Below are 22,372 nucleotides of genomic sequence, written 5' to 3'. Positions count from 1 at the left end.
GGGCGCCCCGCATCCCGGGGCGTCCCGCCTTCGTGCGTGAGCAGTGCGTCAGGCGAGGCGCAGCACGGTGACGCCGAGCGGGCGGCACATCTCGTAGAGCCGCGCGAAGCCGTCGGCGTCGTCGAACCACCAGCGGTAGGCCGGGTCGGGCTCGAGGTCGCGGGTGCCCACGCGGTCGCCGAAGAGCACCATGGCCCGTCGTCCGGCTGCCTGTCGCGACGGATAGGCCAGCCCGTCGAACCCCGCGGCGTGGGATGCCTCCGCCCATGCGACGGTCTGCGGGTAGTCCGCGGCGTCGGTCGCGCAGACCGAGGCCGCACGGACGCGGAGCGCTCGGGGTCCTCCGCCCACGAGCGAGGCGAGGCGGAGGTCCCGCGTCGCGATCAGGCGAGAGCAGCGGCGGCCCGCGAGATCCCGGCCGCCGACGACGCCGCCGGAGAGCGGGACGTCGTGGAGGATCGTCTCGCATATCGCGACGTCCTCGGTGTCGCCGGCGTACAGCACCGGGACGACCGGGTCGCCGAAGAACGCGAACCGGGTCGGCGCCCCCGCTCCGGGGTTGAACTCCGCCGGTCCGAACCGGTCGGAGTGGATCCGGTGGATGCGCGACCCGGCAGCGACGACCTCGGGGATCGCGGTGAACGGCGTCGGCGGTGCGGGCACGCTCACCAGACGACGGCCCAGGCGCGCGCGGCGGCGTCGACGACCAGCTCGACGTCATCGAGGTGGTCCACCGGCCGTCGCGCGTCCCCGCGGAGGTAGGTGGTCGGGCGGCAGAGCCAGGCCACCACGTCCCGCGACTCCAGCCCGTTCTCCCGTCCGAGCGAGATGAGCCGGGGGACCACCGGCCGGATGGCCTCCGCGTGGAACTGGAAGCCCGGGTAGACGTACCTGTTCGTGCGTCGGAGTCCGAGGATCCTGCCCGCTGTCCGCAACTCGCTGGCGTAGGCGCGGTTCGGTCGCGCACCGAGCGCCGCCGATACGTCGACGCTCGAGAGGAACCCGAACTCCGCCTCGATGCTCCGCCAGAAGCGCTCGGTGTCGTTGAGGCTGCTGACGACTCCCGTCGGGAGCTGCTCGGCCTGCCGGGACAGGGCCTCGGACAGGGCGGCGGTCTCCGCATAGATGGCGGTCTGCCGGGCGATGAAGCGCTCGAAGTCCTCCGGCGCATCCGTCGTGACCGAGCGGATGTAGGCGCCGAGCGCGCGGCGCTGGTCGGCGCTCAGGGCGGCCAATGCGGGGATCGGCTGATCCTGCGGTGAATGCGCGTGGGACATGGGGGCTCCGATCCTGACGCGGGAAGTCTATCGTCAGGAACGTCGCGCCGGTCGAGGGAATGGGGATCCGGTCTCCGCGAGCAGCTGCCCCACGCGCAGGACGCGGGCGGCGGGTGGCCCCTACCGCAGCATCCGCAGGAACGCGCGGATGTCGTCCGCCAGCAGCCCCGGCTCCTCGTGCGGGGCGAAGTGGCCGCCGCGCGGCATGGTCGTGTGGCGGACGACGTCGTAGGTGCGCGCGGCCCAGCTCCGCGGCGGGTGCACCAGGTCATGCGGGAACACCGCGACCGCGGTCGGGACGCGCACGCGCTCCACCGGCGCGGTGCGTCCGGAGCCGTACGCGAAGTACGGGCGGAGCGACGCGCCGATGGATCCCGTGAACCAGTAGAGCGACGCGAGCGTCAGCAGGTGGTCGTCGCTGAAGCGCGTGGAGACGTCGCCGCCGCAGTCGCTCCAGGCGCGGTGCTTCTCGAGGATCCACGACAGCAACCCGACGGGCGAGTCCTGCAGCGCGGGCGCGAGCGTCAGCGGACGTGTCTGCTGCTGGTGCTCGTAGCCGCCCTCGGTCGACTCCCACGCGCGCACCTCGTCCTGGTACGCGCGCTCCTCCTCCGTGAGCGTCGCCTCGTCGAGGTCCGCGGGCGCGGCGACCGCCATCAGGTGGATCCCCGCCACCGCCTCCGGGTGCGCCTCCGCCAGCCGCGACGTGATCCCCGCGCCGAGGTCGCCGCCGTGCGCCGCGTACCGCGCGAAGCCCAGCTCCTCCGTCATCAGCCGGTGCCAGAGCTCGTGCGTCGGATCGTCGATCCGCGGCCGGGCCGGCGAGAACGGGAAGCCGGGGAGCGCGGGGACGATCACGGTGACGGCGTCGTCTGCGTCGCCGCCGGAGCGGGACGGCTGCGACAGTCGCTCGGCGAGCGGCACCAGCTCGAGCGCGGAGCTCGGCCAGCCGTTGGTGAGGAGCATCGGGATCCCGCCGGGCCGCTCCGCGTCGAAGCGGAGGTAGGAGATCGGCGTGCCGTCGAGATCGGCGACCGCCCACGGCAGCGCCCGGATCTCCCGCTCGCGCGCCCGCCAGTCGAAGCCGTCGGCCCAGACGCCCGCGAGACGGCGCAGCAGGGCCTGGTCGGTGCCGGCCTCCCACGGCTCGACCGGCCACTCCGGTGTCCAGCGCGTGCGGCGGATCCGGTCGCGGAGGTCGTCGAGGTCGGCGTCGGTGACGTGCAGGGGGATCGGGGTGGTCATGGTCGCTCCTCACGTGCGGGCGGATGGCGGGTGGGGCCATCCTCCTCCCGGGTCGACGGCGCCGACCACGCGCGCCGCGCGCTCGGCCCCTACGCGTCGGCCCAGTCGGGCATGCTCAGCTCGACGACCAGCTCCATGCAGCGGATGCGGGCGGGGGACAGGTCGTAGGGCATCCGCGTGAGGGCCTGCGCCGCGGTCAGGGAGCCGTGCCCGCGCGAGGGACCGGCGCCGGGCTCGTCCTCGCTGCCGTCGGAGCCGTCGGGGTGCAGCCGCTCCCACTCGGCGAAGAGGGCCTCGTCGTCCTCGTGCTGGCCCGACTCGCGGATGGCCGCGTCCAGCGCGCGCTCGAACGCGTGCCGCTCGGCGGCGACCTGGGCGACGCGGGGATCGTCCACCGCGACCGCGTCGTCGAGCGCCTCCTCGGCAGCGTCGACCCGGTCGGCCTGCGCGCGCAGCTCCGGGCGGGTGGCGAGGGCGATCGCCCGCGAGGCGTGCACGGCCGCGCCCAGCGGACCGTACATGCGCTCCATCACCAGGAGGGCGTCGAGGTCGGCCGGGCGCACGGATCCGGCGGGCAGGCCGTCGAGCCGCCGCGCGACGAAGTCGGAGAGGAGCCCGAGCCGGCTGCCGCGGGCGCGCATGCGCTGCACGGCGAGGCGCTGTCGGCCGATCTCCGCCTCGCGCTCGGCGAGCGAGGCGTCCAGCCGCTCCAGGATCCCGTCCACGTCGGGGTGGGCCTCCGCGTCCTCGACGCCGGGCACCGTGCCGGCCGCGTCGGGACCCGCGTCGGCGAACGCCTCGCGGATGTCGCCCAGGGCGATCCCGGCGTCGACGGTCCGCAGGATCCACAGCAGCCGCATCATGTCGTCATGCCCGTAGCGCCGGCGGTCGTCGGTGCCGCGCTCGGGCTCCGGCAGCAGGCCGATGCGGTGGTAGTGGCGGATCGCCCGCGGGGTGGTGCCGGCGAACGCGGCGGCGTCGCCGATCAGCACGGAGCGGGGCGGGATGAGGGACGGATGCATGGAGGGGCCTTCCTCGTCGTCGGGGTGTGATCCCACTGGATCACATGACGCCGCGTCATCAGCAAGCCCGGCGGCCGGATCGCGGGCCGGTTGATTCGCCTGCTGCTCCGCACGTCCCACCCGAGGGCGGATCCGCCCGGCCCCGGGCGCGACGTCCGTCGGCACCCTCCATCGGCCTCGCCCGTCCGACCCTGGGAACAACCTCCGTGCTGCCGGTCGCTCCTCGACGCCCGGAGCAGGGTGAAGGGGACGGTGATTCCACCGCACGAAGAAATAGGAGCCCCTATGTACTTCCACGCACAGACCTGGATCAACGAGATCGCCGACGGCGAGCCCGACCCCGCCGCCGCCAACGCGCTGCAGGAGGGCCTCGGCGGCCAGTTCGGCGAGATGCGCACGATGATGCAGTACCTCTTCCAGGCCATGAACTTCCGCGGGGCGGCGGCGAAGCCGTACCGCGACCTGATCCAGGGCGTCGGCACCGAGGAGATCAGCCACGTCGAGCTCATCGGCACGACCATCTCGCGCCTGCTCGACGGCGCGCCCGAGTACAGCGGCAAGCTCACCGACCCGCTCGACACCCCGGGCAAGGGCGGCGCGACGCCGCTGAGCATCGCGCTCGACCACGGCAACATCCACCACCACCTCGTGGGCGCCCAGGGCGCGCTGCCCGTCGACTCCGCCGGCAACCCGTGGAGCGGCAGCTACGTCTACAACTCGGGCAACCTCCCGCTCGACCTGCTCTACAACGTCATGCTCGAGTCGACCGGCCGCCTGCAGAAGTGCCGCATCTACGAGATGACCGACAATCCCGTCGCCCGTGCCACCGTCGCGTACCTCATCGTGCGCGACCAGGCGCACGAGAACGCGTACGCGAAGGCGCTCGAGACGCTCGGCGTCGACTGGGGCAAGCTGCTGCCGATCCCGAAGACCAACGCGGAGCAGTTCCCCGAGGTCAAGAAGCTGGTCGACCTGGGGCTCCAGAGCAAGCAGTACAGCTTCGACCTCGACGGCAAGAGCGAGGCCGGCCGGATCTTCCAGGGCGCATCACCCTCGAACGACGGCACCGACCTCACCGCCACCGAGCAGGCGCCCGCGGGCGTCCCGTCGACCATCGCGCCCGAGCGGCTCGAGGAGTTCGCGCCGGGCCTCGACAAGGACCTGATGGCGCTGATCCAGGAGACGGCCGAGCGCGAGCTCGCCGACATCGAGGCGTTCTACGGGCCGACGAAGACGGCCTGACCCGCCCTTCCGGGCATGACGACGGCGCCGTCTCCTCGCGGAGGCGGCGCCGTCGTAGCGCGCGAGCGAGCGGGGCGTTTCAGCCGCAGTAGCTCATCGACGCGCTGATCGGGCCGGTGGCCGCGGGTGCCGGGCAGATGTTCGCGGCCGCCGACTCGTCGTCGTTCAGGTAGCGGTCGAGGAACGTCGTGACGGCCGTGCGGATGGTGTCGTTCGGGGTCCGCTCGCCGCCGGCGTGCCCGACTCCCCGGAGCTCGAGGTACTGCTTGGGCGTGGCGCCCGGGAGTGACCGGTACATGCGCTTGCCCATGAGGAACGGGAATGCCACGTGGTCGGACTGGCCGGTGATGATGAGGGACGGCGTGGTGACCTTCGTGTAGTTGACGCGCACGTCGAAGGGCATCAGGGCGATCACGGCCTTCAGCGTGTGGCGGGCCTCGGCCGCGGCGAGCACGCCGCCGCCCGCCATGGAGTAGCCGAGCTCGGCGACGCGGGCGGGGTCGACCTCGTCGGCGACGGCGCTGGAGCCGGTGAGGTAGTCGGCGGCGGCGAGCATCTCGTTCGCGCGGGCCTGCGGCGGATCCTGCGTGTCGTTCGTGTCGATGGTGAAGACCACGAAGCCGGCGGCGGCGAGGTCGGTGCCGTACCAGCGCATGTCGGCCTGCGTGTCGCTGTAGCCCGGCGTGACGACGACGGCGCCGAGCTTCGTGCCGGCGTCCACCTTCGGGGCGAAGATCGTGCCGCCGCCGAAGCCGGAGACGTCGTTGCGGGGGACGGTGATCTCGTTGACGGTCCCGCCGCCCGCGGCGTGGGCGGTGACGGGGCCGGCCAGCGCCACGGCGCAGGAGAACGCCAGGATGAAGGCGCTGGTGATGGCGGTGGAGCGGGTGCGGCGTCGGGGGAGCAGGGGGGTCATGGTGCCTCCGGGCATCTCAGGCGTCCGCGCGGTCCATCCGGTCGGATCGGGGAGACCATAGGGGGATGCGGGCGACGGGCGGGCGGATCCTCCTCAGCGGGCACGCCGTGCCCGGGGCTGGGGAGAATCGCCGCCGCTCCTCGGCCGTTCCCTGCGCTCGTCGGCGCGCGCCATCCTCCCGGGGCATGCCGGTGGTGCCTCCGGCGGATGCCGGCGCGCGACCGCGCTCCGTACGGTGAGGGCATGGGGATGAGGATGCGGGCACGGCGGCGGACGGCATCCGCGCTCGCGGCGGTCCTGATCCTCGCCTCGGCGCTGAGCGGGTGCTCGTGGCTGTACCCGGATCCGCCCGAGGCCGCGGTGTCGTCCATGGAGGAGCTGCGCGTGCGGCTGGCCGCCGTCGACGGGATCGCGAATGTGACGACGCGCCTGATCCCGGGCGGCGAGGGGTTCGTGACGGACGAGTGGACCGCGGAGGTCGACGCGACCGCCGACACCCCGGATCCGGCCGTCGCCGTCGCCGTCCGCGCCGCCCTCGCCGACGGGATCACGGGGGCGGATCTGGTGCTGTCGCTCGCGCTGCCCGCGGGGGACGGGAAGGCGCCCGTCACGCTCGACCCGCGGGATCCGGTGTCCGTCGACCTCGCGGAGGTGTGGCGACGGATCCCGGTCGTCGCCTCCGTGGACGTCACGGGCGGCCACCCGTACGTCGAGCTCCGGGAGGGCACGACGATGCGGGCGGCGGCGGACCTCCTCTGGCCGTCCCTCGGCCCGGGCGAGATGCGGATCCGGCGCGGCACGACGAGCGCCGACGTCTCGGCCACCGCACCCGCGCCTGGCGTCCTCGATCTGCTGGATCGGATCGACGCGCGGCCGGACGTCTCCGAGCTGTCCGCGACGCTGGGGTCTGCGGCGAGCCGCGGCGGGGTATTCGTGGAGTCCGAGGATCCCGCGGGCGTGGCCGCGGTGCTCGCCGCGACGCCCGACGAGGCGGCGGACGCGGGCGCGGCGCCGAGGCTGGACTTCCTGGTGCGCGCCCCGTACTCCGCGGGCCGGGACACGGGCCCGAGCGCGGATCTCACGGGCTGGCTCGGCCTCCCGCTCGGGTCGCCCGAGCCCGACGACCTCCCGGACCCGTACGTGACCTCGACCCCGGCCGCCCCGGCGACGCCCGCGCCTCCGTACGACCTCGTCGACGTCAGCGAACAGGAGGCGGGGGTGCGCGCCTTCCTCGAGGCCGCGGCCGCCACCACGGGCGTGCCCGCCGAGGTGACCACGGTCGCGACGCAGTGCGAGGACGGCGCCGCGGGGACGCAGGCGACCGGCAGCGTGCTCATCCCGATCTTCACCGCGATGGACGAGCCGCAGCCCCCGTTCGACGCGATCACGAGGTCGTGGACGGACGCCGGGTTCGCCCCCGGAGGACGCGCGATGGGCCGCGACTACTGGACGGCGGGCGACGGGCGCGCCGACGGGGTCGCCTCGGCGAGCATCCGCGGCGCCTCCGACGGCCTCCACCTCTCGGCCGAGTCGGTCTGCGTGCGGTGACCGGCGCCCCCGCGACCGCTAGCCTCGCGATCATGACGCATCGTCCGCTCCTCGCCGCCGCCCTCCTCGCGGCGGCGGCGATCGCCCTCGGCGGGTGCACGTCCACGGATGACGCACCGGCGCCGGCCGCGACCGTGTCGGCGAGCGCCGACGCATCCCCGGCGACGCGCACACCCGAGGCACCCGAGCCCGTCGTGCCGACCGACGGCGGCCCGCGCTCCCAGGCGCAGGGCGAGATCGCCTCCGTGGTGGGCGGGCTGACCTACTACACGCCCGCACCCGGCGACACGATGACCGGCGTCGCCGCCCGCTTCGGCCTCTGCGTCGCCGACCTGCAGGCGGCGAACGCGGGGAACTCGGAGATCCTCGCGGGCGAGGAGATGGTGGTCGCCCGCACCACGGCCACGCCGCTCGACGACCGCGCCTGCCTCGGCTGACGGACCGACGGACCACCGCCCGCCCCTGCGTGCCCGCTGATCGGATCCGCCTCACCCGGGTCACCGGCGGACCACCGCCGTAGGCTGATGCATGGCCTCCGACACCGCACCCCGAGACCCCGCCGCGCCCCTCTACCTCGACGTCGTGGACGGCTGGTGGCGCGCCGCCAACTACCTCTCCGTCGGCCAGATCTACCTGCTCGACGACCCGCTGCTCGAGCGTCCGCTCACGCGCGACGACATCAAGCCGCGCCTGCTCGGGCACTGGGGAACGACGCCGCTGCTCAACTTCGTCTACGCGCACCTCAACCGCGTGATCATCGAGCGCGATCTCGACATGATCTACATCGCGGGCCCCGGCCACGGCGGCCCCGGGATGGTCGCGAACGCGTACCTCGACGGCACGTACTCGGAGCTGTTCTCGGCGGCGACGCCCGACCGGGCCGGCATGCGGCACCTGTTCCGCCAGTTCTCGTTCCCCGGCGGGGTGCCGTCGCACGCGGCGCCGGAGACGCCCGGGTCCATCAACGAGGGCGGCGAGCTCGGCTACTCGCTCGTGCACGCGTACGGCGCGGCGCTCGACGATCCGGACCTCGTGGTCGCCTGCGTCATCGGCGACGGCGAGGCGGAGACCGCGACCCTCGCCTCGAGCTGGCACCTCGACAAGTTCCTCGACCCGGAGACCGACGGCGCGGTGCTGCCGATCCTCAACCTCAACGGCTGGAAGATCGCGAACCCGACCGTGCTCGCGCGCATCCCGGAGGAGGAGCTGCTCGCGCTCTTCACCGGTTACGGGTACTCCCCGCGCATCGTCTCGGGCGGCTTCGACGGCGAGGACCACTTCGCGGTGCACGAGCGGTTCGCGCTCGCGCTCGCGGAGGCGCTCGACGAGATCAGCCGGATCCAGCTCGCGGCCCGCACGGGCGGCAGCGAGGAGCGCCCGGCGTGGCCGATGCTGATCCTCCGCACGCCCAAGGGCTGGACCGGCCCGCGCGAGGTCGACGGCAAGCAGATCGAGGGCACGTGGCGCGCGCACCAGGTGCCGCTCTCCGGCGTCCGCGACGACCCGGACCATCTCCGCCAGCTGCAGGAGTGGCTCGAGAGCTACCGTCCGCGCGAGCTCTTCGACCGCGACGGACGCCCGACGCCCGCGCTCCAGCCGAACCGGCCCGAGGGCGACCGGCGGATGAGCGCGAACCCGCACGCGAACGGCGGCCTGCTGCGCCGCGACCTCGCGCTGCCGCCGCTCGAGGTCAACGCCGTCGACCTCAGCGAGGGGCGCGGCGCGCTCGCCGAGCCGACGCGCGTGCTCGGCGGCTGGCTCCGCGACGTGATCGCCCGCAACCCGCTCGACTTCCGGATCTTCGGCCCCGACGAGACCGCCAGCAACCGGCTCGACGACGTCTACGAGGTGACGGCGAAGGCGTGGCAGGGCGAGGTGACCCCCGCGGACGAGCACCTCGCGCACCAGGGCCGGGTCATCGAGATCCTCAACGAGAACCTCACGCAGGGGCTGCTGGAGGCGTACCTCCTCACCGGCCGGCACGGGCTCTTCACCTCGTACGAGGCGTTCATCCACGTGGTCGACTCGATGTTCAACCAGTACGCGAAGTGGCTCGAGTCGAGCTCGAAGGTGGAGTGGCGGCGGCCGGTGGCGTCGTTCACGTACCTGCTCTCCTCGCACGTGTGGCGGCAGGACCACAACGGCTTCTCGCACCAGGACCCCGGCTTCCTCGACCACGTCGTGAACAAGCGGGCGTCCATCGTGCGCGTCTACCTGCCGTTCGACGCGAACTCGCTGCTCGTGACCATGGACCACTGCCTCCGCGGCACCGACCTCATCAACGTCGTGATCGCGGGCAAGCAGCCGACCGCGACGCTGCTCTCGCTCGAGGAGGCGCGGGCGCACGGCGAGCGCGGCGTGGGCGTCTGGGAGTGGGCGGGCACCGAGGTGCCGGGGCTCGAGCCCGACGTGGTCGTCGCGTGCGCGGGCGACATCCCGACCGTGGAGGCGATGGCGGCCGTGCAGATCCTCAAGCGGGAGATCCCGCAGCTGCGCGTGCGGTTCATCAACGTGGTCGACCTGATGCGGCTGCAGGACTCCACGCAGCACCCGCACGGCCTCGACGACGGCTCGTTCGACGCGCTGTTCACGCGCGACAAGCCCGTGGTGTTCGCGTTCCACGGCTACCCGTCGCTCATCCACCGCCTCACGTACAAGCGCGCGAACCACGCGAACATCCACGTGCGCGGCTTCGTGGAGCAGGGCGGCACGACCACGCCGTTCGACATGCTGATGCTCAACGACCTGGACCGCTTCCGGCTCGTGATGGACGTGATCCGCCGGGTGCCGCACCTCGAGACCGCCTACGCGGCGCTGTCGCAGCGGATGGACGACGAGCGGATCGCGCACCGCGTGCACACGCGGCAGTTCGGCGAGGACATGGCCGACGTGTCGGGTGCGGAGGGGCTGCCGTTCGCGGATCCGTCGCGGCAGACGGCGATCGACACCGGCGACGACAACGCGTAGCGCGGCGTCGGGCCGCGACCTCCGCTAGTCGGCGGTCGCGGAGGTCGCGTCGGTCGCGTCGCCGCCCGCCGTGCCCGGCCCGTGGTCGAACAGGCCGATCGCGTTGCCCTCGCTGTCCCGCACGTAGGCCCAGCGGTCGCGCTCGTCGAGCATCTGGATGGCGCCCAGCACGGATCCGCCGTGCGCCTCGACCGCGCGACCGTCTCCTCGATGGAGCCGACCGTGATCACGATGGTGGGGTGCGGCACGTCCGCGCCATGTCGTCGGCGGGGATCTCGAAGTGCTCGACAGCGACCATGCACCGATGATCCTGCGGCTGGGGAAATGGCGTCAAGGGGCGATCGCGGGGGTCTCCCGTACCGTGGGGCGAGGCCCGCCGACGGCGCGCCCGCACCCGAATCGACCCGCCCCCGGAGGCACCGCATGGCCGCATCGACCCGCATCCTCCCGCCCCGGATCAGCGACCCGCGGTTGGGCGGCCTCGCCGACGGCGACCCGTCCGACCTCGACGCGCACGCGTCCTTCGAGCGCCTGCGCTTCGCCGACGCCGACCTGAGCGACGCCGACCTCGTCGACATCGGGTTCGAGGAGTGCGTGCTCGAGCGCATCCGCCTGCACGAGGCCGACCTCACGGCCGCGAGCCTCGTGGACGTGCTCGCCTCCCGGCTCGACGCGCCCGTGCTGAAGGCGCCGCGCATCCGGATGCGCGACGTGCGCCTCGAGGGCTCGCGCGTCGGATCGGCCGAGCTCTACGACGCGTCCCTCTCCTCGGTGCACATCGCCGACTGCCGCCTCGGCTTCGTGAACCTGCGCGGCTCCAAGATCACCGACCTGCTCCTCACCGACTGCGCCATCGAGGAGCTGGACCTCCGCGGCACGTCCGGCATGCGCGTCGCGTTCGCGCGCACCACCATCGGCACGCTCGACCTCGCCGACTCGTCGCTCACGCACCTCGACCTCCGCGGCGCCGAGATCCACGACCTCGACACCCCCGACGGCCTCCGCGGCGCCGTGCTCGACTCGACCCAGCTCATGGCGCTCGGCCCCGTGTTCGCGCGGCACTTCCGCGTGCGCGTGGAGGACTGAGGCGGTCATGCGGCCCGCCGGGCGGCTGGTTTGTCCAGCCACGTGGATGACGGATCGTCCCGCGGGGGCATGCGCAGGTCATGGCCTCCCGAGCACGATCGCCCCATGAACACGACGACACGCTCAGCATCTCGGCCCGTCGCCCTCCTACTCGCCGTCGCGTTGGCGGGTGGCGTCTCGCTCACGGCTCTGCCCGCCGCACCGGCCCGCGCGATCGACAGCATCAGCGACCTGTGCGCCAGCTTGCCGCAAGACAGCCAGGCGTATCGGGACTGCGTCGAGACCCGCGTGGTCGCGCAGCGCCCGAGCGAGGAGGAGCTCAAGTGCTATCGCGGGGCTGGTGTAGCGGTCGGCGCGCTCCTGGTCGACAACTACCTCAGCAAGGGGAACGCGCAAGTGCTCGCTGCTAGGCTCATCGCCGCCGGCGCCTTCGGGTGCATAGGTTCACTCTTCGTCTGACCGGGAACCGGGGGAATGCGCGTGCGGAGCCTCATCAAGACCGTCGCCCTGGCAGCTGTGCTCCTCTTCGCAATGGCGCTTCTCCCCGACGAGCCGGGAGTGAGGTTCACGGGCTTCGTGGTGGCCACCATCGTCTTCGCCGCCGGGCTCCGGCTGCTGAAGGTGTTCGGCTCCGAGTCGCCGAAGGCCTGACCGGAGCGGCCACTCGGAGGCTCGTCACTCAGGCCGCGAAGGGCAGACCCGCGCGAGCGGCGACCGCGACCGCTTCGACGCGCGTGGTCACACCCAAGGTGCGCAGGATCACGCTGACCGAGTCCTTCACCGTGCCGAGAGGTACGCGGAGATCCCGGGAGATGTCGGAGTTGGTCGCCCCTTCGGCCATCACCTTGAGCATCTGCAGCTGGATCGGGTTCAGCGAATGCAACGCGGCGGAGGCACGAGTCCGCGAGGCGTCCGGGAGCAGGCTCCGGCTGGACCGGCCCCACGCCAGCACGACGGCTCCTGCTGCGAGCGATCGGACGTGAGCTCTCAGGCTCTCGGGGTCCATGTCCAGTGACAGGGCTCCCGATGCTCCCATCTCGATCCCCTGGCATGCCAAGCCGATGGCGTCGCTCTCGGCGATGACTGACACGGGACGTGGATCTGACCGCGAGCAGTGCCGGATGACCTCTGCGAAGTGGGGATCTGGGAGGTGCCGAGCGCCGAGGAGCACGACGTCCGAGTCATGGTGCTTGATCCGAGGAATGGCGTCGACACCCCGTGCGCACTCGACCCGCAGGTCGCCGCTGTCCGAGAGCACCTGCGCGATGCCCGATCGGATCAACTGCTCGTCGTGCACGACGAGGATGTCCAGCGATCGATGTCCTTCCACGTTTCCTCCTGTCCGCCGCCGAATCCACAGCGCAGCGCGCGCTCGGGACTCCCACGGTAGGGGCCGATCAGGAGGAGGCGCAGGCCGTCCTGCGGGTCTTCGGGTGTCGCGTCCTCCACGGTAGGGTGCGCGCTCACGGACGGAGGGTCCGTCGATGGTCGCGCCGATGGCAGCGGCCTCCGCGGCGCCGTGCTCGACTCGACCCAGCTCATGGCGCTCGGCCCCGTGTTCGCGCGGCACTTCCGCGTGCGCGTGGAGGACTGAGGCGGTCAGCCCGCCGGCGGGATCCGCAGCTTGAAGCCCAGGTGCGACCGGGCGTACCCGAGCCGCTCGTAGAAGCGGTGCGCGTCGACGCGCACCGCGTCGGAGGTGAGCTGCACGAGGGTCGCGCCGAGGGCGGGCGCGGCGACGTCCGCGACCCAGCGCATCATCGCGCCGCCGATGCCGGAGGAGCGCAGGTCGCTCCGCACGTGCACGGACTCGACCTGGAGGCGGGAGCTGCCGCGGCGGGACATGCCCGGGATCAGGGTGAGCTGCAGCGTGCCGACGAGGGCGCCCTCCGCGTCGGTCGCGACCAGCAGGTCGTTCGCGGGGTCGGCGACGATGCGGTCGAGCGCCGCGCGGTAGAGGTCCGCGTCGGCGGGATCCGCCCGGTCGCCTCGTGCGGCGCCCACCGGGTCGTCGGCCATCAGGTCCATGACGGGCGCGAGGTCGGCGGCCGTCGCGCGGCGGAGGGTGACCCCGTCCACGCGAGCCGGGAGGGGGACGGGGAGGAGGAGGGGTGCGAGCACGCCCCCATCCTCCCCGATGCGCGCCGGGCGCGTCAGGCCGATGCCGGGCGGGCCTGCCCCGACGCCCGCGCCACGTGCGCGAGCAGCCGCTCGATGAGCATCCGGCGGAGGTCCACCGACGACCAGCCGTGATCCGCGCCCTCCACGGCCGTGAAGGTCGCGTCCGGCATCAGCTCGCCGTACCGGGCGCCGTACGCGGCGGGCACGACCTCGTCGGCCGTGCCGTGCACCACGTCGACCGGGCCCGGATAGCCGGACACCGGGCCGTAGACGTCGACGCCCGCGAGCACCTCGTCCGGGAAGCCCAGGCCGAGGCCCATGCCCTGGACGTCGACGACGCCGCGCTCGCGGGCCGCGGCCAGCGGCACGCTCATCACGCGGTCGTTCGCCGTGATGTCGTCGACGACCACGCCGGCCGGCGACCACAGCGTGAGGCTCGCGACGAGCTCCGGGACGCGGGCCGCGGCCAGCGCGGACTCGACGCCGCCGAGGCTGTGGGCGACCACGTGCACGGGCCCGTCCACGTCCTCGGCGAGGGCGCGGATCATGGCGGTCACCTGGTCGACCTCGTCGAGCAGGCGCACGTCGGCGAAGTCGCCGTCGCTCACGCCGTGCCCGAGCCGGTCGTAGGCGCGCGCCGCCGTGCCGGACGCGGCCAGCGCCCGGGCGACGGGGACCCAGAGGCCGTGGCCGCCGGTGCCCGAGTCGCCGAAGCCGTGCACGAGCAGCGCGGCGGGCGCGCCGGGACGCACGGTGCCGTGCTCCCAGCCGCGGATCGTGTGCCCTCCGTGGTCGAGGGCGAGCGGGGTGACGCGCGGCGCTCCGGCCGCTGCCATCAGTTCCGCCGGTCGGCGAAGCCGGCCGGGAGGTCGCCGGGGGCGGTGTCGACGACGGTCTCGTCGTCGGCGCCCACGAACTCGTCGAGGGTGATGTGCGCGAACTCCGGCACCACGTAGATCGGGTACGTGGGGCCCTCGTCGCGGAACGCGCGCATCTGCTCGAGGTGGTCGTTCTGGAAGAGCACGGTCTTGGAGCCGTCCTCCTCCACCCAGCGCGGGAAGAAGATCGTGCCGTGCAGCACGCGCGCGGCGGGGATGATGTTGACGACGACGCTGGTGCCGGTGGGCTCGTTCCACGACACCTTGAAGACGCCGTCGGCGAGGGCGACGAGGTCGACCGTCTGGTCCTTGACCCAGCGGCCGCCGACCATCCCGGAGTGGATCCGGTAGTCGATGGTCGTGGCGTTCTTCACGTACATCTCGTACTGCCAGCCGTTGGCGTACGTGTAGATGAGGCGGTGTCCGACGAGGGGGCTGAGGTCCTGAGCGGGCACGGGGTGCTCGACGCTCGTGGTGATGTTGTCCATGCCGCCGATCCTGACACCGGAATGCGTTTGTCACAAGCGCATCTACCTGGGTATCCTCGGTGCATGCCAGCCGACGCGTCCGACCAGGAGCTGCGGGCCGTCGCCCGGCGCCTCGGCTCCGAGCTCGGGCCGTTCCGCCGCCGCCTCATGAACGCCTCCCGGAGCGCCGCCGACCTGCCCGACCTCCCCGACGCGCAGGTCGAGGTCCTCCGCCGGCTCGAGGCGATCGGCTGGGCCACGCCCACCGGCCTCGGCCGCGCGCTCGGGCTCGCGCGCTCCACCGTCAGCAACCTGGTGCTCGCCATGGAGCGCGACGGCCTCGTCGACCGGCGGCTCGTGAAGGGCGACGGCCGCAGCACCGAGGTGGGGCTCACGGATCGCGCGCGGGATCTGCTCCGCGCCTTCGACCGCTCCGCCGAGGGCGTGCTCGTGGGCGCCCTGCGTCGGCTCACGGCCGAGGAGCGACGCGCCATCGCCCGCGCGCTGCCGGCGATGGAAGCCCTGCACGCGGCGATCGGCGGCGCGCCCGCGTCGGCGCCGGCACCTGCCGCGTCGTGATCCTCCGAGCGGTCGCGCCGCTCGGTCTCAGGCCGCGTGCACGGGCGCGCGCGGGGCCTCGGCCGCGGGAGCGGCGCCGGGGGCGTCCGCCTCGCAGCCGACCGCGCCGGTCGCGGGCCCGGAGTCGGCCTCGGCCGCCACGTTGAGCCGCGCGAGGTAGCCGGCGAATGCCTCCAGGTCGGAGCGCTCCCACCGGCCGAGCACGCGGACGAGGCGGCTGCCCTGCGCGTCGTCGGCGTCGATCCCGGTGCGGCCGGCGGGCGTGAGCGCGAGCACGCGCACCCGGCCGTCCTGCGCGTCGGCCCCGACCTCCACCAGCCCCAGGTCCTGGAGCTGGCGAAGCTGCCGGCTGACCACGCTGCGGTCGACGCCGAGCTGGTCGGCGACGGCGCTGGCGTGGGCGCTGCCGCAGCGGCGGATCACGCGGAGCATCTTGTAGCCGATGGGCGGGAGCTCCGGGTGGATCGCGGCGGCGGCCTCCCGGGTCGTGGCGCGGATCCGCGCGGCCAGGGCCGTCATCTGCTCCTCGACCTCGGCGATGCCCGCCGCGATCCCGTCCCCGGAGCCGCCAGCGACGTCGGAGCCTCCGCCGGATGCCCCGTCCGCGACGGGGCGGTCGTCATCGGTCATCGGCGGGCGTCGACCCCGGCGTCCTCGTGCTCGGGCAGTCGGATGGATCCGGTCGAGTTCGCCTCGCCGGCCGGCGTCAGCGCGACGGCCCCGGCGGAGGCGGCGATGAGCGCGTCCTCGGCGTCCACGCGGCGCACGTCCTTCGCCGCCTTCTCGTTCTTCATCTGCACGGCGTTCTTGCTGCCGAGCTGCGCGTTGGGCAGGAAGATCACCGCGATGAGCGACACGATCGCGAGCGGCACGCTGTAGAGGAACACGTCGCCGATGCCGACGCCGTACGCGCTCTCGACCACGGTGCGGACCGCGGGGCTGAGCTGCGACACCTGCGGGATGACGCCCGAGCCGAGCGCCTGCGCGGCGGCGGCCTGGTCGGCGGGGGCGAGTCCCATGATCCCGGCGGTGATCTCCGACGCGACGATCGTGCCGAGCACCGAGCCGAGCACCGAGACGCCGACCGTGCCGCCGAGGCTGCGGAAGAACGTGACCGCGCTGGTGGCGACGCCGAGGTTCTTGACCTCGATGGCGTTCTGCACGACGAGCACGAGGTTCTGCATGAGCATGCCGAGGCCCGCGCCGAGCACGAACATGTAGATGCCCACGAGCAGGAAGTCGGTGTCGTAGCGGAGCGTCGACAGCAGCGCCGTGCCGGCGACGATGAGGACGGCGCCCGAGATCATGATCGTCTTCCACTTGCCGCGGCGGCTGATCAGGCTGCCGAACACGGTCGAGGAGATGAGCAGGCCCGCCATGAGCGGGATCGTGAGGAGGCCCGACTGGGTCGGCGTGGCGCCGCGCGACAGCTGCATGTACTGCGCGAGGAAGACCGAGGTGCCGAACAGCGAGATGCCGACCGCGAGGCTCGCGACGACCGAGAGCGTGAAGGTGCGGTTGCGGAACATCGTGAGCGGGATGATCGGCTCGGCGACCTTGAGCTCGGTGACGACCGCGGCGATCAGGAGCACGACCGCGCCGCCCACCATGAGGTACGAGGTGCCCGAGGCCCACTCGAACTGCTTGCCGGCCTGGGAGACCCAGATGAGCAGGAGCGAGACGCCGCTCGCGATGAAGACCGCGCCGAGGTAGTCGACGTGCACCTTGCGCTTCGGGTGCGCGGGGAGGTGCAGGGTGACCTGCAGCAGGATGATCGCGATGATGGCGATCGGCAGCGCGATGAAGAAGTTCCAGCGCCAGCCGATCGCGTCCGTCACGACGCCGCCGAGGAGCGGGCCGCCGACGGTTCCGACGGCCATGACGGCGCCGAAGAGGCCGGCGTAGCGGCCGCGGTCACGTGGGCTGATGATGTCGGCCATGATGATCTGGCTGAGCGCGGCGAGGCCGCCGGCGCCGAGGCCCTGGAGCACGCGGAAGACGATGAGCGTCTCCGTGTTCTGCGAGAAGCCGGCGAGCGCGGAGCCCAGCACGAAGGTGCCGAGGGCGAGCTGGATGAGCAGCTTGCGGTTGAAGAGGTCGGCGAACTTGCCCCAGAGCGGCGTGCTCACGGTGGTGGCGAGGAGCGTCGCGGTGACGACCCAGGTGTAGCCGGACTGGTCGCCCTTGAGGTCGCTGATGATGATCGGCAGCGAGGTGGATACGACGGTGCCGGCGAGGATCGAGACGAACATGCCGAGCAGGAGGCCCGAGAGGGACTCGAGGACCTGGCGCTTCGACATGGATCCGTCGGCGGAGACGGTGCGGCGTGGGGCCTTCGCGGGTGCCGCGTCGGTGTGGTGCTGGGACATGTTCCTCCGGTAGTTGACTGCAAGCAACCATATGACTGTGGTGGATAGTTGTCAACCATCTCGGTTCCCGGGGATCCGCCGCGGCCGGCGGCCGCATCCCCGCCCCCGGAGTAGGCAGGAGGGGAGAGCCGGTCGACCGACCGGTCTCGATGCGAGGAGGAATCCCATGGTCGATTCGGTGGCGACGGTCTGGCTGCCCGTGCAGGACATGACGCGCGCGGTGGCGTTCTACCGCGACACGCTCGGGCTCACGGTCACGAGCGAGGACGACGACTGGAGCGAGATCGACGCGGACGGCCTGATGATCGGGCTCAACGCGCGCGAGGAGACGAGCGGGTCGACGAGCGGCGGCGCGGTCATCTCGTTCACGCCCGAGGGGTCGATCGAGGACGAGCTCGCGAAGATCAAGGCACGCGGCGCCGAGATCACGGGCGAGATCAGCGACCACGAGTGGGGCCGCATCCTCCCGTTCCAGGACAGCGAGGGCAACGACCTCCAGCTCTACACGCCGCCGACCGGCGGCTAGCGGAGGTCGCCGCTCACGGCAGCGGCTCGAGGTCGACGTGCACGTCGTCGCCGACCTCGAGCCCCTGACGGTCGCGGACCTGCCGCTTGACGGGGAGCACCCAGGTGCCGTCGCCCTGCGGGAAGACCGAGGTGCGCCAGGTGGTGGTGCCGACGCGGACCCGCACGGGGACGGATCCGAACCCGCGGCGGCCTGCCTGCCCCAGCTCCCGCAGCATCGGCGTCAGCTCCGCGGGCAGGGACACGAACGTCCACAGCTCCCGCCGCGCCTCCCACGCCCACAGCGGCGCAGTGAAGGCGAGCGGCAGGTCGTCGGTCATGCCCTCGACCCTACGGGCGCTCACCACCGCAGGCCCTCGGCGATGAGCGCGGCGGCCTCGGCGGGCGAGCGCGTGGTCGTGTCGACCTCCGTGCCCCCGAGGTCGGCCGCTTCCAGGATGGCCGCGAGCTCCGGCGCGCGGGCCGCATGCCAGGCGCGCGCGTCCGCATCGCCGTCGTGCCGGGCGTCGAGGCGGGCGCTCACGATCCGCGGATCCGCGGTGAGGTGCACGAGGAGCGGCTCCCGGGACCCGAGCGCCTCCGCGTAGCGCGGCAGGTCGGCGGCCTGCTCGACCACGGCGGCCACGATCACGACGCGGGCCCCGGCGTCACGGAAGTTGCGCGACAGGTCACGCAGGTTGCGGAGCTCGAGCTCCCGGTGGAACGGGTCGTCGGGCGGCGACGGACGGAGCAGGCGTACGGCGTCCGCATCGACCATCGCGTGCGGCACACCGCGCTCGCCGAGGAGCGCGCCGAGAGCGTGCATCGTCGACGTCTTGCCGGATCCGACCGTGCCGGTGAGGATCACGGCGTCGGTCATGCCTCGACCCTACGGGCGGGCGTCGTCGTGCGCGCCCGTCCCCCTGAAGTGGTCATCCGCGGTCGCGAGGATCGCGATCCCGACGGCGATGACCACGAGGCCGCGGGCCGCGTCAGCGGCTGACCGTGAGCAGGTCGCACTCCAGCGGCTCGGACGCCTCCGCGATCAGCTCGAACGTCGCGGCACCCGCCCGGATCGTGAGGGTCGACATGCCCCGCCAGCGCGGGTGCGGCTCCGAGGTCGTCGAGGTGATGGCGTGGCGGAGGATCCGCAGCCGGTCGATCGAGAGGGTCGCCGTCCGGCGGCGCAGCACCGCGTCGCGGCGCGAGACGATCAGCAGCTCGCGCGGCGTGCACGCGGCCAGAGCTCCGGCGAGGCTCATCGGGCGGAGCCGCTGGAGCGCGCCGACCAGGCCCGTCGCGGTCGTCCGCAGCGGCGTGCGCGGCCGCGAGGAGAGGTAGCGCAGCTGCGGATCCCGCGCCGTGAGCTCGTCGTACGCGGAGGCGATGCCCGCCTCGTCCGTGCCCATGTCGATGCGCGGGGCCACCCGCTCGGCCCGCCCGGGCGCGTGGACGGGGACGCCCCCGGCCGCCCCCGCGAGGCCCACGAGGAGCTCGGTGAGGTCGACGACCACGTCCGCCGACGCTCCGTTGAACGGGATCTCCAGGGCGGTGCCGTCGATCGTGTGCAGCGTGAGCAGGCCGTCGAGGAGGTCGACGCGGTCGCGCACGGCCACGACGTCGGCGTAGGGGATGCGGCGGGCGACGAACGTGGGTTCGCGTCGCGAGAGCACCTCGAGCTCGCGGTCGCCGACCACGATGAGGTGCTCGTAGAGGTCCATCGTCGGATCGGTGTCGCGGCGCGCGATGTCGCGCGGCACCTTGAGCACGAGACGGGCCGTGAACGGGTCGGCGCCGTGCGGGCGGAACAGGCGCGGGACCTGGTCGAGGGTGCGGACGGTGTCGATCCACGGGCCGAAGGCGTCGTGCTCGGCGGTTCTGGCGGGCGGGGTCACGGAGCGACGCTATACCGGCGACGGGCTCGGATCGAGGACGGGGGCGGGCCTCGTGCCGAGCCCGGACGTGTGCTACGCGGCGGATGCGGTGGACCGCCGCCGGAGCCGGTGTCGAGCCCCGGTCAGCCCTCGATCAGATCGCGCTCGGGCGGCACCGAGGTCCACAGCCCGACCACGCGACGGGCGAGCGCGCGCTCGAGGCCGCCGAGCGCCTTGACCACGAAGATCGTCGTGCGGGCGGGGGAGCCCGCCTTCGAGAAGCCGCGGTCGACCGCGCGCACCCACGTCTCGGCGGCGATCTTCGCGGTCGAGTAGTTGGCGCCGCCGGGGTACGGGCGCTGCACGGCGGTGGAGGAGACGATCGCGAGGCGGCCGGCGTCGGACGCCTGCAGGTCGGCGTCGAACGCGCGCGTCGTGTTGCGGAGCGTCGTGACGAGCCGCTCGTGCAGGAAGTCCCAGTCGTCGTCGGTCTGGCCTTCGAGGCCGTTGCCGCCGCGCCAGCCGCCGACCAGGTGGATCAGCCCGTCGACGCCGCCGAGGTCCGCGCGGATCCGCGCCGCCAGCTCCACGACGGCCGCGTGGTCGGCGAGGTCGCACACCTCGCGACGCGACGCGTCCACGCCGTCGAGCCGGCCGGCGTCCGAGCCGACCGCGACGACGCGCGCACCCGCCGCGGTCAGCTCGGAGCAGACCGCCCGACCCGCCGCGCTCGACGCACCCGCCACCACGACCACGCGGCCGTCGACGCTCATGCCGCCTGCCCCGTGATGCCGGCGGTGGAGCCGATCACGTCGCGCATCTTCTTCTCCAGCGCCTCGAAGAACATGCTGAGCGGGAACTCGTCGTCGAGCACGAGATCCGTCAGGCCCTTGGGCGGCCCGTCGAGCGGCAGCGCGTCCGGCCCCTTCGCCCACGTGGACGCGGGGTGCGGCGTGACCGTCTCGGTGACCATCGCGTAGGCGGCCAGCCAATGCGCGGTCTTCGGCCGGTCGATGGAGCGCCAGTAGAGGTCGTTGACCCGGTCGGCGAGCGCCACGACCACGTCGGCCACCTCGTCCCAGTCGATCGTGAGGCGCGTGTCCGTCCAGTGCAGCACGTGGTGCTGGTGCAGCCAGGCGAACAGCAGCTGGCCGCCGAGGCCGTCGTAGTTGCGGACGCGGGATCCGGTGATGGCGAAGCGGAAGATGCGGTCGAAGATCACCGCATGCTGCACCATGCCGGCGCGCTCCAGCAGGGCGTCGTCGGCGGCGGTGCGCTCTTCGGGATCCGTCGCCGCGAGCCGGCGCTGGATGCGCACGGCCTCGCGGAACGCGGTGAGGTCGCAGCGGAGCTCCTCGATCGAGTAGAGGAAGAAGGGCATCCGCTGCTTGATCATGAACGGATCGAACGGCAGGTCGCCGCGCATGTGGGTGCGGTCGTGGATGAGGTCCCACATCACGAAGGTCTCCTCCGCGAGCCGCTGGTCCTCCAGCAGGCGACGGGCGTCGTCCGGCAGCTCCAGCTTCGTGACCTCGGCGGCGTGGCGCACCACGCGGCGGAAGCGGGCGGCCTCGCGGTCGGCGAAGATCGCGCCCCATGTGAAGGTCGGCACCTCGCGCATGGCGACGGTCTCGGGGAACAGCACGGCCGAGTTGGTGTCGTAGCCGGGCGTGAAGTCGACGAACCGGATGGGGACGAAGAGCGCGTTGCCGTAGTCGCCCGCCTCCAGCTCGGCGACGAACTCGGGCCAGACCACCTCGATGAGCACGGCCTCGACGAGCCGGCTCGCGCTGCCGTTCTGCGTGGTCATCGGGAACACGACGAGGTGCCGGATGCCGTCGACGCGGTCCCGCTGCGGCTGGAACGCGGTGAGCGAGTCGAGGAAGTCGGGCACGCCGAGGCCGGCGTCGACCCAGCGCGCGAAGTCCACGTCGAGAGCCGCGAGGTACGCGGCGTCGTGCGGGAAGAGCGGGGCGAGCGCGCGGATCCCGTCGCGGATGGTCGTGATCAGGCGGGTCGCCTCCGCGTGGTGCGCCGCGTCGGGGATCGACCCGTCCTTGACCTGCATCGGCTGGAGCGCGACGGCGGCGTCCTTGAGGGCGCGCCAGGCGGGGGAGGAGGCGACGGAGCGCACGTCCTCGACGACCTCGGGCTCGCCGATGACGGCTGCGGGGGCTGCGGCGCTGGACATGGATCGACCTCCGATCGTGCGGGTGCGTGCGGTGCCTCCACCGTATCCGCGGGGTGGGCGTCAGATCGTGTCCCGCTAGCGGGTTC

General features: G+C 73.1%; 26 protein-coding genes. 9 read left to right on the top strand and 17 right to left on the bottom strand.

Going from position 1 to position 22,372, the window contains the following annotated elements; all coding sequences use genetic code 11:
* Nucleotides 1–48 precede the first annotated feature (48 nt).
* The 4 genes from AWH51_RS01645 to AWH51_RS01630 all read right to left on the bottom strand — a co-directional run bounded on the left by AWH51_RS01645 (nucleotide 49) and on the right by AWH51_RS01630 (nucleotide 3,544).
* Nucleotides 49–663, bottom strand: a complete 615-nt coding sequence (locus AWH51_RS01645; protein WP_254654427.1) for an RES family NAD+ phosphorylase — start codon at nucleotides 661–663, stop codon at nucleotides 49–51.
* A gap of 2 nt (nucleotides 664–665) precedes the next feature.
* Nucleotides 666–1,277, bottom strand: coding sequence for a hypothetical protein (locus AWH51_RS01640; protein WP_131798090.1), 612 nt, complete (start codon nucleotides 1,275–1,277; stop codon nucleotides 666–668).
* Nucleotides 1,278–1,397: 120 nt separating this feature from the next.
* Nucleotides 1,398–2,522, bottom strand: coding sequence for an epoxide hydrolase family protein (locus AWH51_RS01635; RefSeq protein ID WP_063070394.1), 1,125 nt, complete (start codon nucleotides 2,520–2,522; stop codon nucleotides 1,398–1,400).
* Between the two features lie 89 nt (nucleotides 2,523–2,611).
* Nucleotides 2,612–3,544, bottom strand: coding sequence for a MerR family transcriptional regulator (locus AWH51_RS01630; RefSeq protein ID WP_063070393.1), 933 nt, complete (start codon nucleotides 3,542–3,544; stop codon nucleotides 2,612–2,614).
* 285 nt (nucleotides 3,545–3,829) lie between these two features.
* On the opposite strand from AWH51_RS01630, the gene AWH51_RS01625 reads away from it, so the two are divergent.
* Entirely contained in the window at nucleotides 3,830–4,786 is a 957-nt protein-coding gene (locus AWH51_RS01625) for a manganese catalase family protein (protein WP_063070392.1), read from the top strand.
* Between the two features lie 79 nt (nucleotides 4,787–4,865).
* Here the strand turns inward: AWH51_RS01625 and AWH51_RS01620 are convergent, their stop codons facing one another.
* Entirely contained in the window at nucleotides 4,866–5,702 is an 837-nt protein-coding gene (locus tag AWH51_RS01620) for an alpha/beta hydrolase (RefSeq protein ID WP_131798089.1), read from the bottom strand.
* A gap of 243 nt (nucleotides 5,703–5,945) precedes the next feature.
* Here AWH51_RS01620 and AWH51_RS01615 point away from each other — a divergent pair, with 243 nt between their 5' ends.
* The 3 genes from AWH51_RS01615 (at nucleotide 5,946) to AWH51_RS01605 (ending at nucleotide 10,217) form a co-directional block, all read left to right on the top strand.
* The gene (locus AWH51_RS01615; RefSeq protein WP_131798088.1) at nucleotides 5,946–7,250 is read left to right on the top strand and encodes a hypothetical protein; all 1,305 of its coding nucleotides are present in this window, start codon (nucleotides 5,946–5,948) and stop codon (nucleotides 7,248–7,250) included.
* A 32-nt stretch (nucleotides 7,251–7,282) separates the two neighbouring features.
* Nucleotides 7,283–7,687: a LysM peptidoglycan-binding domain-containing protein gene (locus tag AWH51_RS01610; RefSeq protein ID WP_131798087.1), complete on the top strand. Its 405-nt coding sequence runs from the start codon at nucleotides 7,283–7,285 to the stop codon at nucleotides 7,685–7,687.
* Nucleotides 7,688–7,778: 91 nt separating this feature from the next.
* Nucleotides 7,779–10,217: a phosphoketolase gene (locus tag AWH51_RS01605; RefSeq protein WP_063070389.1), complete on the top strand. Its 2,439-nt coding sequence runs from the start codon at nucleotides 7,779–7,781 to the stop codon at nucleotides 10,215–10,217.
* Between the two features lie 24 nt (nucleotides 10,218–10,241).
* On the opposite strand, the gene AWH51_RS16150 is transcribed toward AWH51_RS01605, so the two are convergent.
* Complete coding sequence (locus AWH51_RS16150) at nucleotides 10,242–10,388, bottom strand: hypothetical protein (RefSeq protein WP_175345445.1); 147 nt, start codon at nucleotides 10,386–10,388, stop codon at nucleotides 10,242–10,244.
* 252 nt (nucleotides 10,389–10,640) lie between these two features.
* On the opposite strand from AWH51_RS16150, the gene AWH51_RS01600 reads away from it, so the two are divergent.
* From AWH51_RS01600 to AWH51_RS16145, 3 genes are all read left to right on the top strand, one after another.
* Complete coding sequence (locus AWH51_RS01600; protein ID WP_063070388.1) at nucleotides 10,641–11,303, top strand: pentapeptide repeat-containing protein; 663 nt, start codon at nucleotides 10,641–10,643, stop codon at nucleotides 11,301–11,303.
* A 105-nt stretch (nucleotides 11,304–11,408) separates the two neighbouring features.
* Nucleotides 11,409–11,762, top strand: coding sequence for a hypothetical protein (locus AWH51_RS01595; RefSeq protein WP_063070387.1), 354 nt, complete (start codon nucleotides 11,409–11,411; stop codon nucleotides 11,760–11,762).
* Nucleotides 11,763–11,783: 21 nt separating this feature from the next.
* On the top strand, nucleotides 11,784–11,954 hold the full coding sequence (locus AWH51_RS16145; RefSeq protein WP_175345444.1) for a hypothetical protein: 171 nt from the start codon (nucleotides 11,784–11,786) through the stop codon (nucleotides 11,952–11,954).
* 28 nt (nucleotides 11,955–11,982) lie between these two features.
* On the opposite strand, the gene AWH51_RS01590 is transcribed toward AWH51_RS16145, so the two are convergent.
* The 4 genes from AWH51_RS01590 to AWH51_RS01575 form a co-directional block, all read right to left on the bottom strand.
* Nucleotides 11,983–12,633, bottom strand: coding sequence for a response regulator (locus tag AWH51_RS01590; protein ID WP_063070386.1), 651 nt, complete (start codon nucleotides 12,631–12,633; stop codon nucleotides 11,983–11,985).
* 269 nt (nucleotides 12,634–12,902) lie between these two features.
* Nucleotides 12,903–13,424 (bottom strand): GNAT family N-acetyltransferase, encoded by a 522-nt coding sequence (locus AWH51_RS01585; protein ID WP_063070385.1) that lies wholly within the window; start codon nucleotides 13,422–13,424, stop codon nucleotides 12,903–12,905.
* 32 nt (nucleotides 13,425–13,456) lie between these two features.
* Nucleotides 13,457–14,260, bottom strand: coding sequence for an alpha/beta hydrolase (locus tag AWH51_RS01580; protein ID WP_063070384.1), 804 nt, complete (start codon nucleotides 14,258–14,260; stop codon nucleotides 13,457–13,459).
* Complete coding sequence (locus AWH51_RS01575; RefSeq protein ID WP_063070383.1) at nucleotides 14,260–14,790, bottom strand: phenolic acid decarboxylase; 531 nt, start codon at nucleotides 14,788–14,790, stop codon at nucleotides 14,260–14,262. The genes AWH51_RS01580 and AWH51_RS01575 overlap by 1 nt, the downstream gene beginning before the upstream one ends.
* Nucleotides 14,791–14,853: 63 nt before the next feature.
* Here AWH51_RS01575 and AWH51_RS01570 point away from each other — a divergent pair, with 63 nt between their 5' ends.
* Nucleotides 14,854–15,348, top strand: a complete 495-nt coding sequence (locus tag AWH51_RS01570) for a MarR family winged helix-turn-helix transcriptional regulator (RefSeq protein WP_063070382.1) — start codon at nucleotides 14,854–14,856, stop codon at nucleotides 15,346–15,348.
* A gap of 27 nt (nucleotides 15,349–15,375) precedes the next feature.
* Here the strand turns inward: AWH51_RS01570 and AWH51_RS01565 are convergent, their stop codons facing one another.
* Nucleotides 15,376–15,978 carry a MarR family winged helix-turn-helix transcriptional regulator gene (locus tag AWH51_RS01565; RefSeq protein WP_063070381.1) on the bottom strand — a complete coding sequence of 201 codons (603 nt, stop codon included), beginning with the start codon at nucleotides 15,976–15,978 and terminating at the stop codon, nucleotides 15,376–15,378.
* The gene (locus AWH51_RS01560; protein ID WP_302621237.1) at nucleotides 15,975–17,744 is read right to left on the bottom strand and encodes an MDR family MFS transporter; all 1,770 of its coding nucleotides are present in this window, start codon (nucleotides 17,742–17,744) and stop codon (nucleotides 15,975–15,977) included. Before AWH51_RS01560 ends, AWH51_RS01565 begins: the two co-directional genes overlap by 4 nt.
* A gap of 139 nt (nucleotides 17,745–17,883) precedes the next feature.
* Between AWH51_RS01560 and AWH51_RS01555 the strand changes: the two genes are divergently transcribed.
* Nucleotides 17,884–18,243, top strand: a complete 360-nt coding sequence (locus AWH51_RS01555; RefSeq protein ID WP_063070380.1) for a VOC family protein — start codon at nucleotides 17,884–17,886, stop codon at nucleotides 18,241–18,243.
* Nucleotides 18,244–18,256: 13 nt separating this feature from the next.
* Here the strand turns inward: AWH51_RS01555 and AWH51_RS01550 are convergent, their stop codons facing one another.
* The 5 genes from AWH51_RS01550 to AWH51_RS01530 form a co-directional block, all read right to left on the bottom strand.
* Nucleotides 18,257–18,562, bottom strand: a complete 306-nt coding sequence (locus tag AWH51_RS01550; RefSeq protein ID WP_081234759.1) for a DUF1905 domain-containing protein — start codon at nucleotides 18,560–18,562, stop codon at nucleotides 18,257–18,259.
* Nucleotides 18,563–18,582: 20 nt separating this feature from the next.
* Entirely contained in the window at nucleotides 18,583–19,101 is a 519-nt protein-coding gene (locus AWH51_RS01545) for an AAA family ATPase (protein ID WP_063070379.1), read from the bottom strand.
* A 112-nt stretch (nucleotides 19,102–19,213) separates the two neighbouring features.
* Complete coding sequence (locus AWH51_RS01540; protein ID WP_063070378.1) at nucleotides 19,214–20,116, bottom strand: hypothetical protein; 903 nt, start codon at nucleotides 20,114–20,116, stop codon at nucleotides 19,214–19,216.
* 122 nt (nucleotides 20,117–20,238) lie between these two features.
* Entirely contained in the window at nucleotides 20,239–20,868 is a 630-nt protein-coding gene (locus AWH51_RS01535; protein ID WP_063070377.1) for an SDR family oxidoreductase, read from the bottom strand.
* Entirely contained in the window at nucleotides 20,865–22,286 is a 1,422-nt protein-coding gene (locus AWH51_RS01530; protein WP_063070376.1) for a DUF6421 family protein, read from the bottom strand. The genes AWH51_RS01535 and AWH51_RS01530 overlap by 4 nt, the downstream gene beginning before the upstream one ends.
* Nucleotides 22,287–22,372: the final 86 nt, after the last annotated feature.

Source organism: Clavibacter tessellarius (assembly GCF_001618005.1).
Classification (GTDB): domain Bacteria; phylum Actinomycetota; class Actinomycetes; order Actinomycetales; family Microbacteriaceae; genus Clavibacter; species Clavibacter tessellarius_A.
The sequence above is the reverse complement of the archived record's forward strand: the minus strand, read 5'-3'. Positions and strand labels throughout refer to the sequence as shown.

Coding starts and splice junctions, on each gene's coding strand:
- AWH51_RS01565 (WP_063070381.1), bottom strand. CDS start 15,978: ATGACCGATGACGACCGCCCCGTCGCGGACGGGGCATCCGGCGGAGGC.
- AWH51_RS01640 (WP_131798090.1), bottom strand. CDS start 1,277: ATGTCCCACGCGCATTCACCGCAGGATCAGCCGATCCCCGCATTGGCC.
- AWH51_RS01625 (WP_063070392.1), top strand. CDS start 3,830: ATGTACTTCCACGCACAGACCTGGATCAACGAGATCGCCGACGGCGAG.
- AWH51_RS01605 (WP_063070389.1), top strand. CDS start 7,779: ATGGCCTCCGACACCGCACCCCGAGACCCCGCCGCGCCCCTCTACCTC.
- AWH51_RS01570 (WP_063070382.1), top strand. CDS start 14,854: ATGCCAGCCGACGCGTCCGACCAGGAGCTGCGGGCCGTCGCCCGGCGC.
- AWH51_RS01530 (WP_063070376.1), bottom strand. CDS start 22,286: ATGTCCAGCGCCGCAGCCCCCGCAGCCGTCATCGGCGAGCCCGAGGTC.
- AWH51_RS01635 (WP_063070394.1), bottom strand. CDS start 2,522: ATGACCACCCCGATCCCCCTGCACGTCACCGACGCCGACCTCGACGAC.
- AWH51_RS01550 (WP_081234759.1), bottom strand. CDS start 18,562: ATGACCGACGACCTGCCGCTCGCCTTCACTGCGCCGCTGTGGGCGTGG.
- AWH51_RS01610 (WP_131798087.1), top strand. CDS start 7,283: ATGACGCATCGTCCGCTCCTCGCCGCCGCCCTCCTCGCGGCGGCGGCG.
- AWH51_RS01595 (WP_063070387.1), top strand. CDS start 11,409: ATGAACACGACGACACGCTCAGCATCTCGGCCCGTCGCCCTCCTACTC.
- AWH51_RS01630 (WP_063070393.1), bottom strand. CDS start 3,544: ATGCATCCGTCCCTCATCCCGCCCCGCTCCGTGCTGATCGGCGACGCC.
- AWH51_RS01555 (WP_063070380.1), top strand. CDS start 17,884: ATGGTCGATTCGGTGGCGACGGTCTGGCTGCCCGTGCAGGACATGACG.
- AWH51_RS01615 (WP_131798088.1), top strand. CDS start 5,946: ATGGGGATGAGGATGCGGGCACGGCGGCGGACGGCATCCGCGCTCGCG.
- AWH51_RS01545 (WP_063070379.1), bottom strand. CDS start 19,101: ATGACCGACGCCGTGATCCTCACCGGCACGGTCGGATCCGGCAAGACG.
- AWH51_RS01600 (WP_063070388.1), top strand. CDS start 10,641: ATGGCCGCATCGACCCGCATCCTCCCGCCCCGGATCAGCGACCCGCGG.
- AWH51_RS01580 (WP_063070384.1), bottom strand. CDS start 14,260: ATGGCAGCGGCCGGAGCGCCGCGCGTCACCCCGCTCGCCCTCGACCAC.
- AWH51_RS01620 (WP_131798089.1), bottom strand. CDS start 5,702: ATGACCCCCCTGCTCCCCCGACGCCGCACCCGCTCCACCGCCATCACC.
- AWH51_RS01535 (WP_063070377.1), bottom strand. CDS start 20,868: ATGAGCGTCGACGGCCGCGTGGTCGTGGTGGCGGGTGCGTCGAGCGCG.
- AWH51_RS01575 (WP_063070383.1), bottom strand. CDS start 14,790: ATGGACAACATCACCACGAGCGTCGAGCACCCCGTGCCCGCTCAGGAC.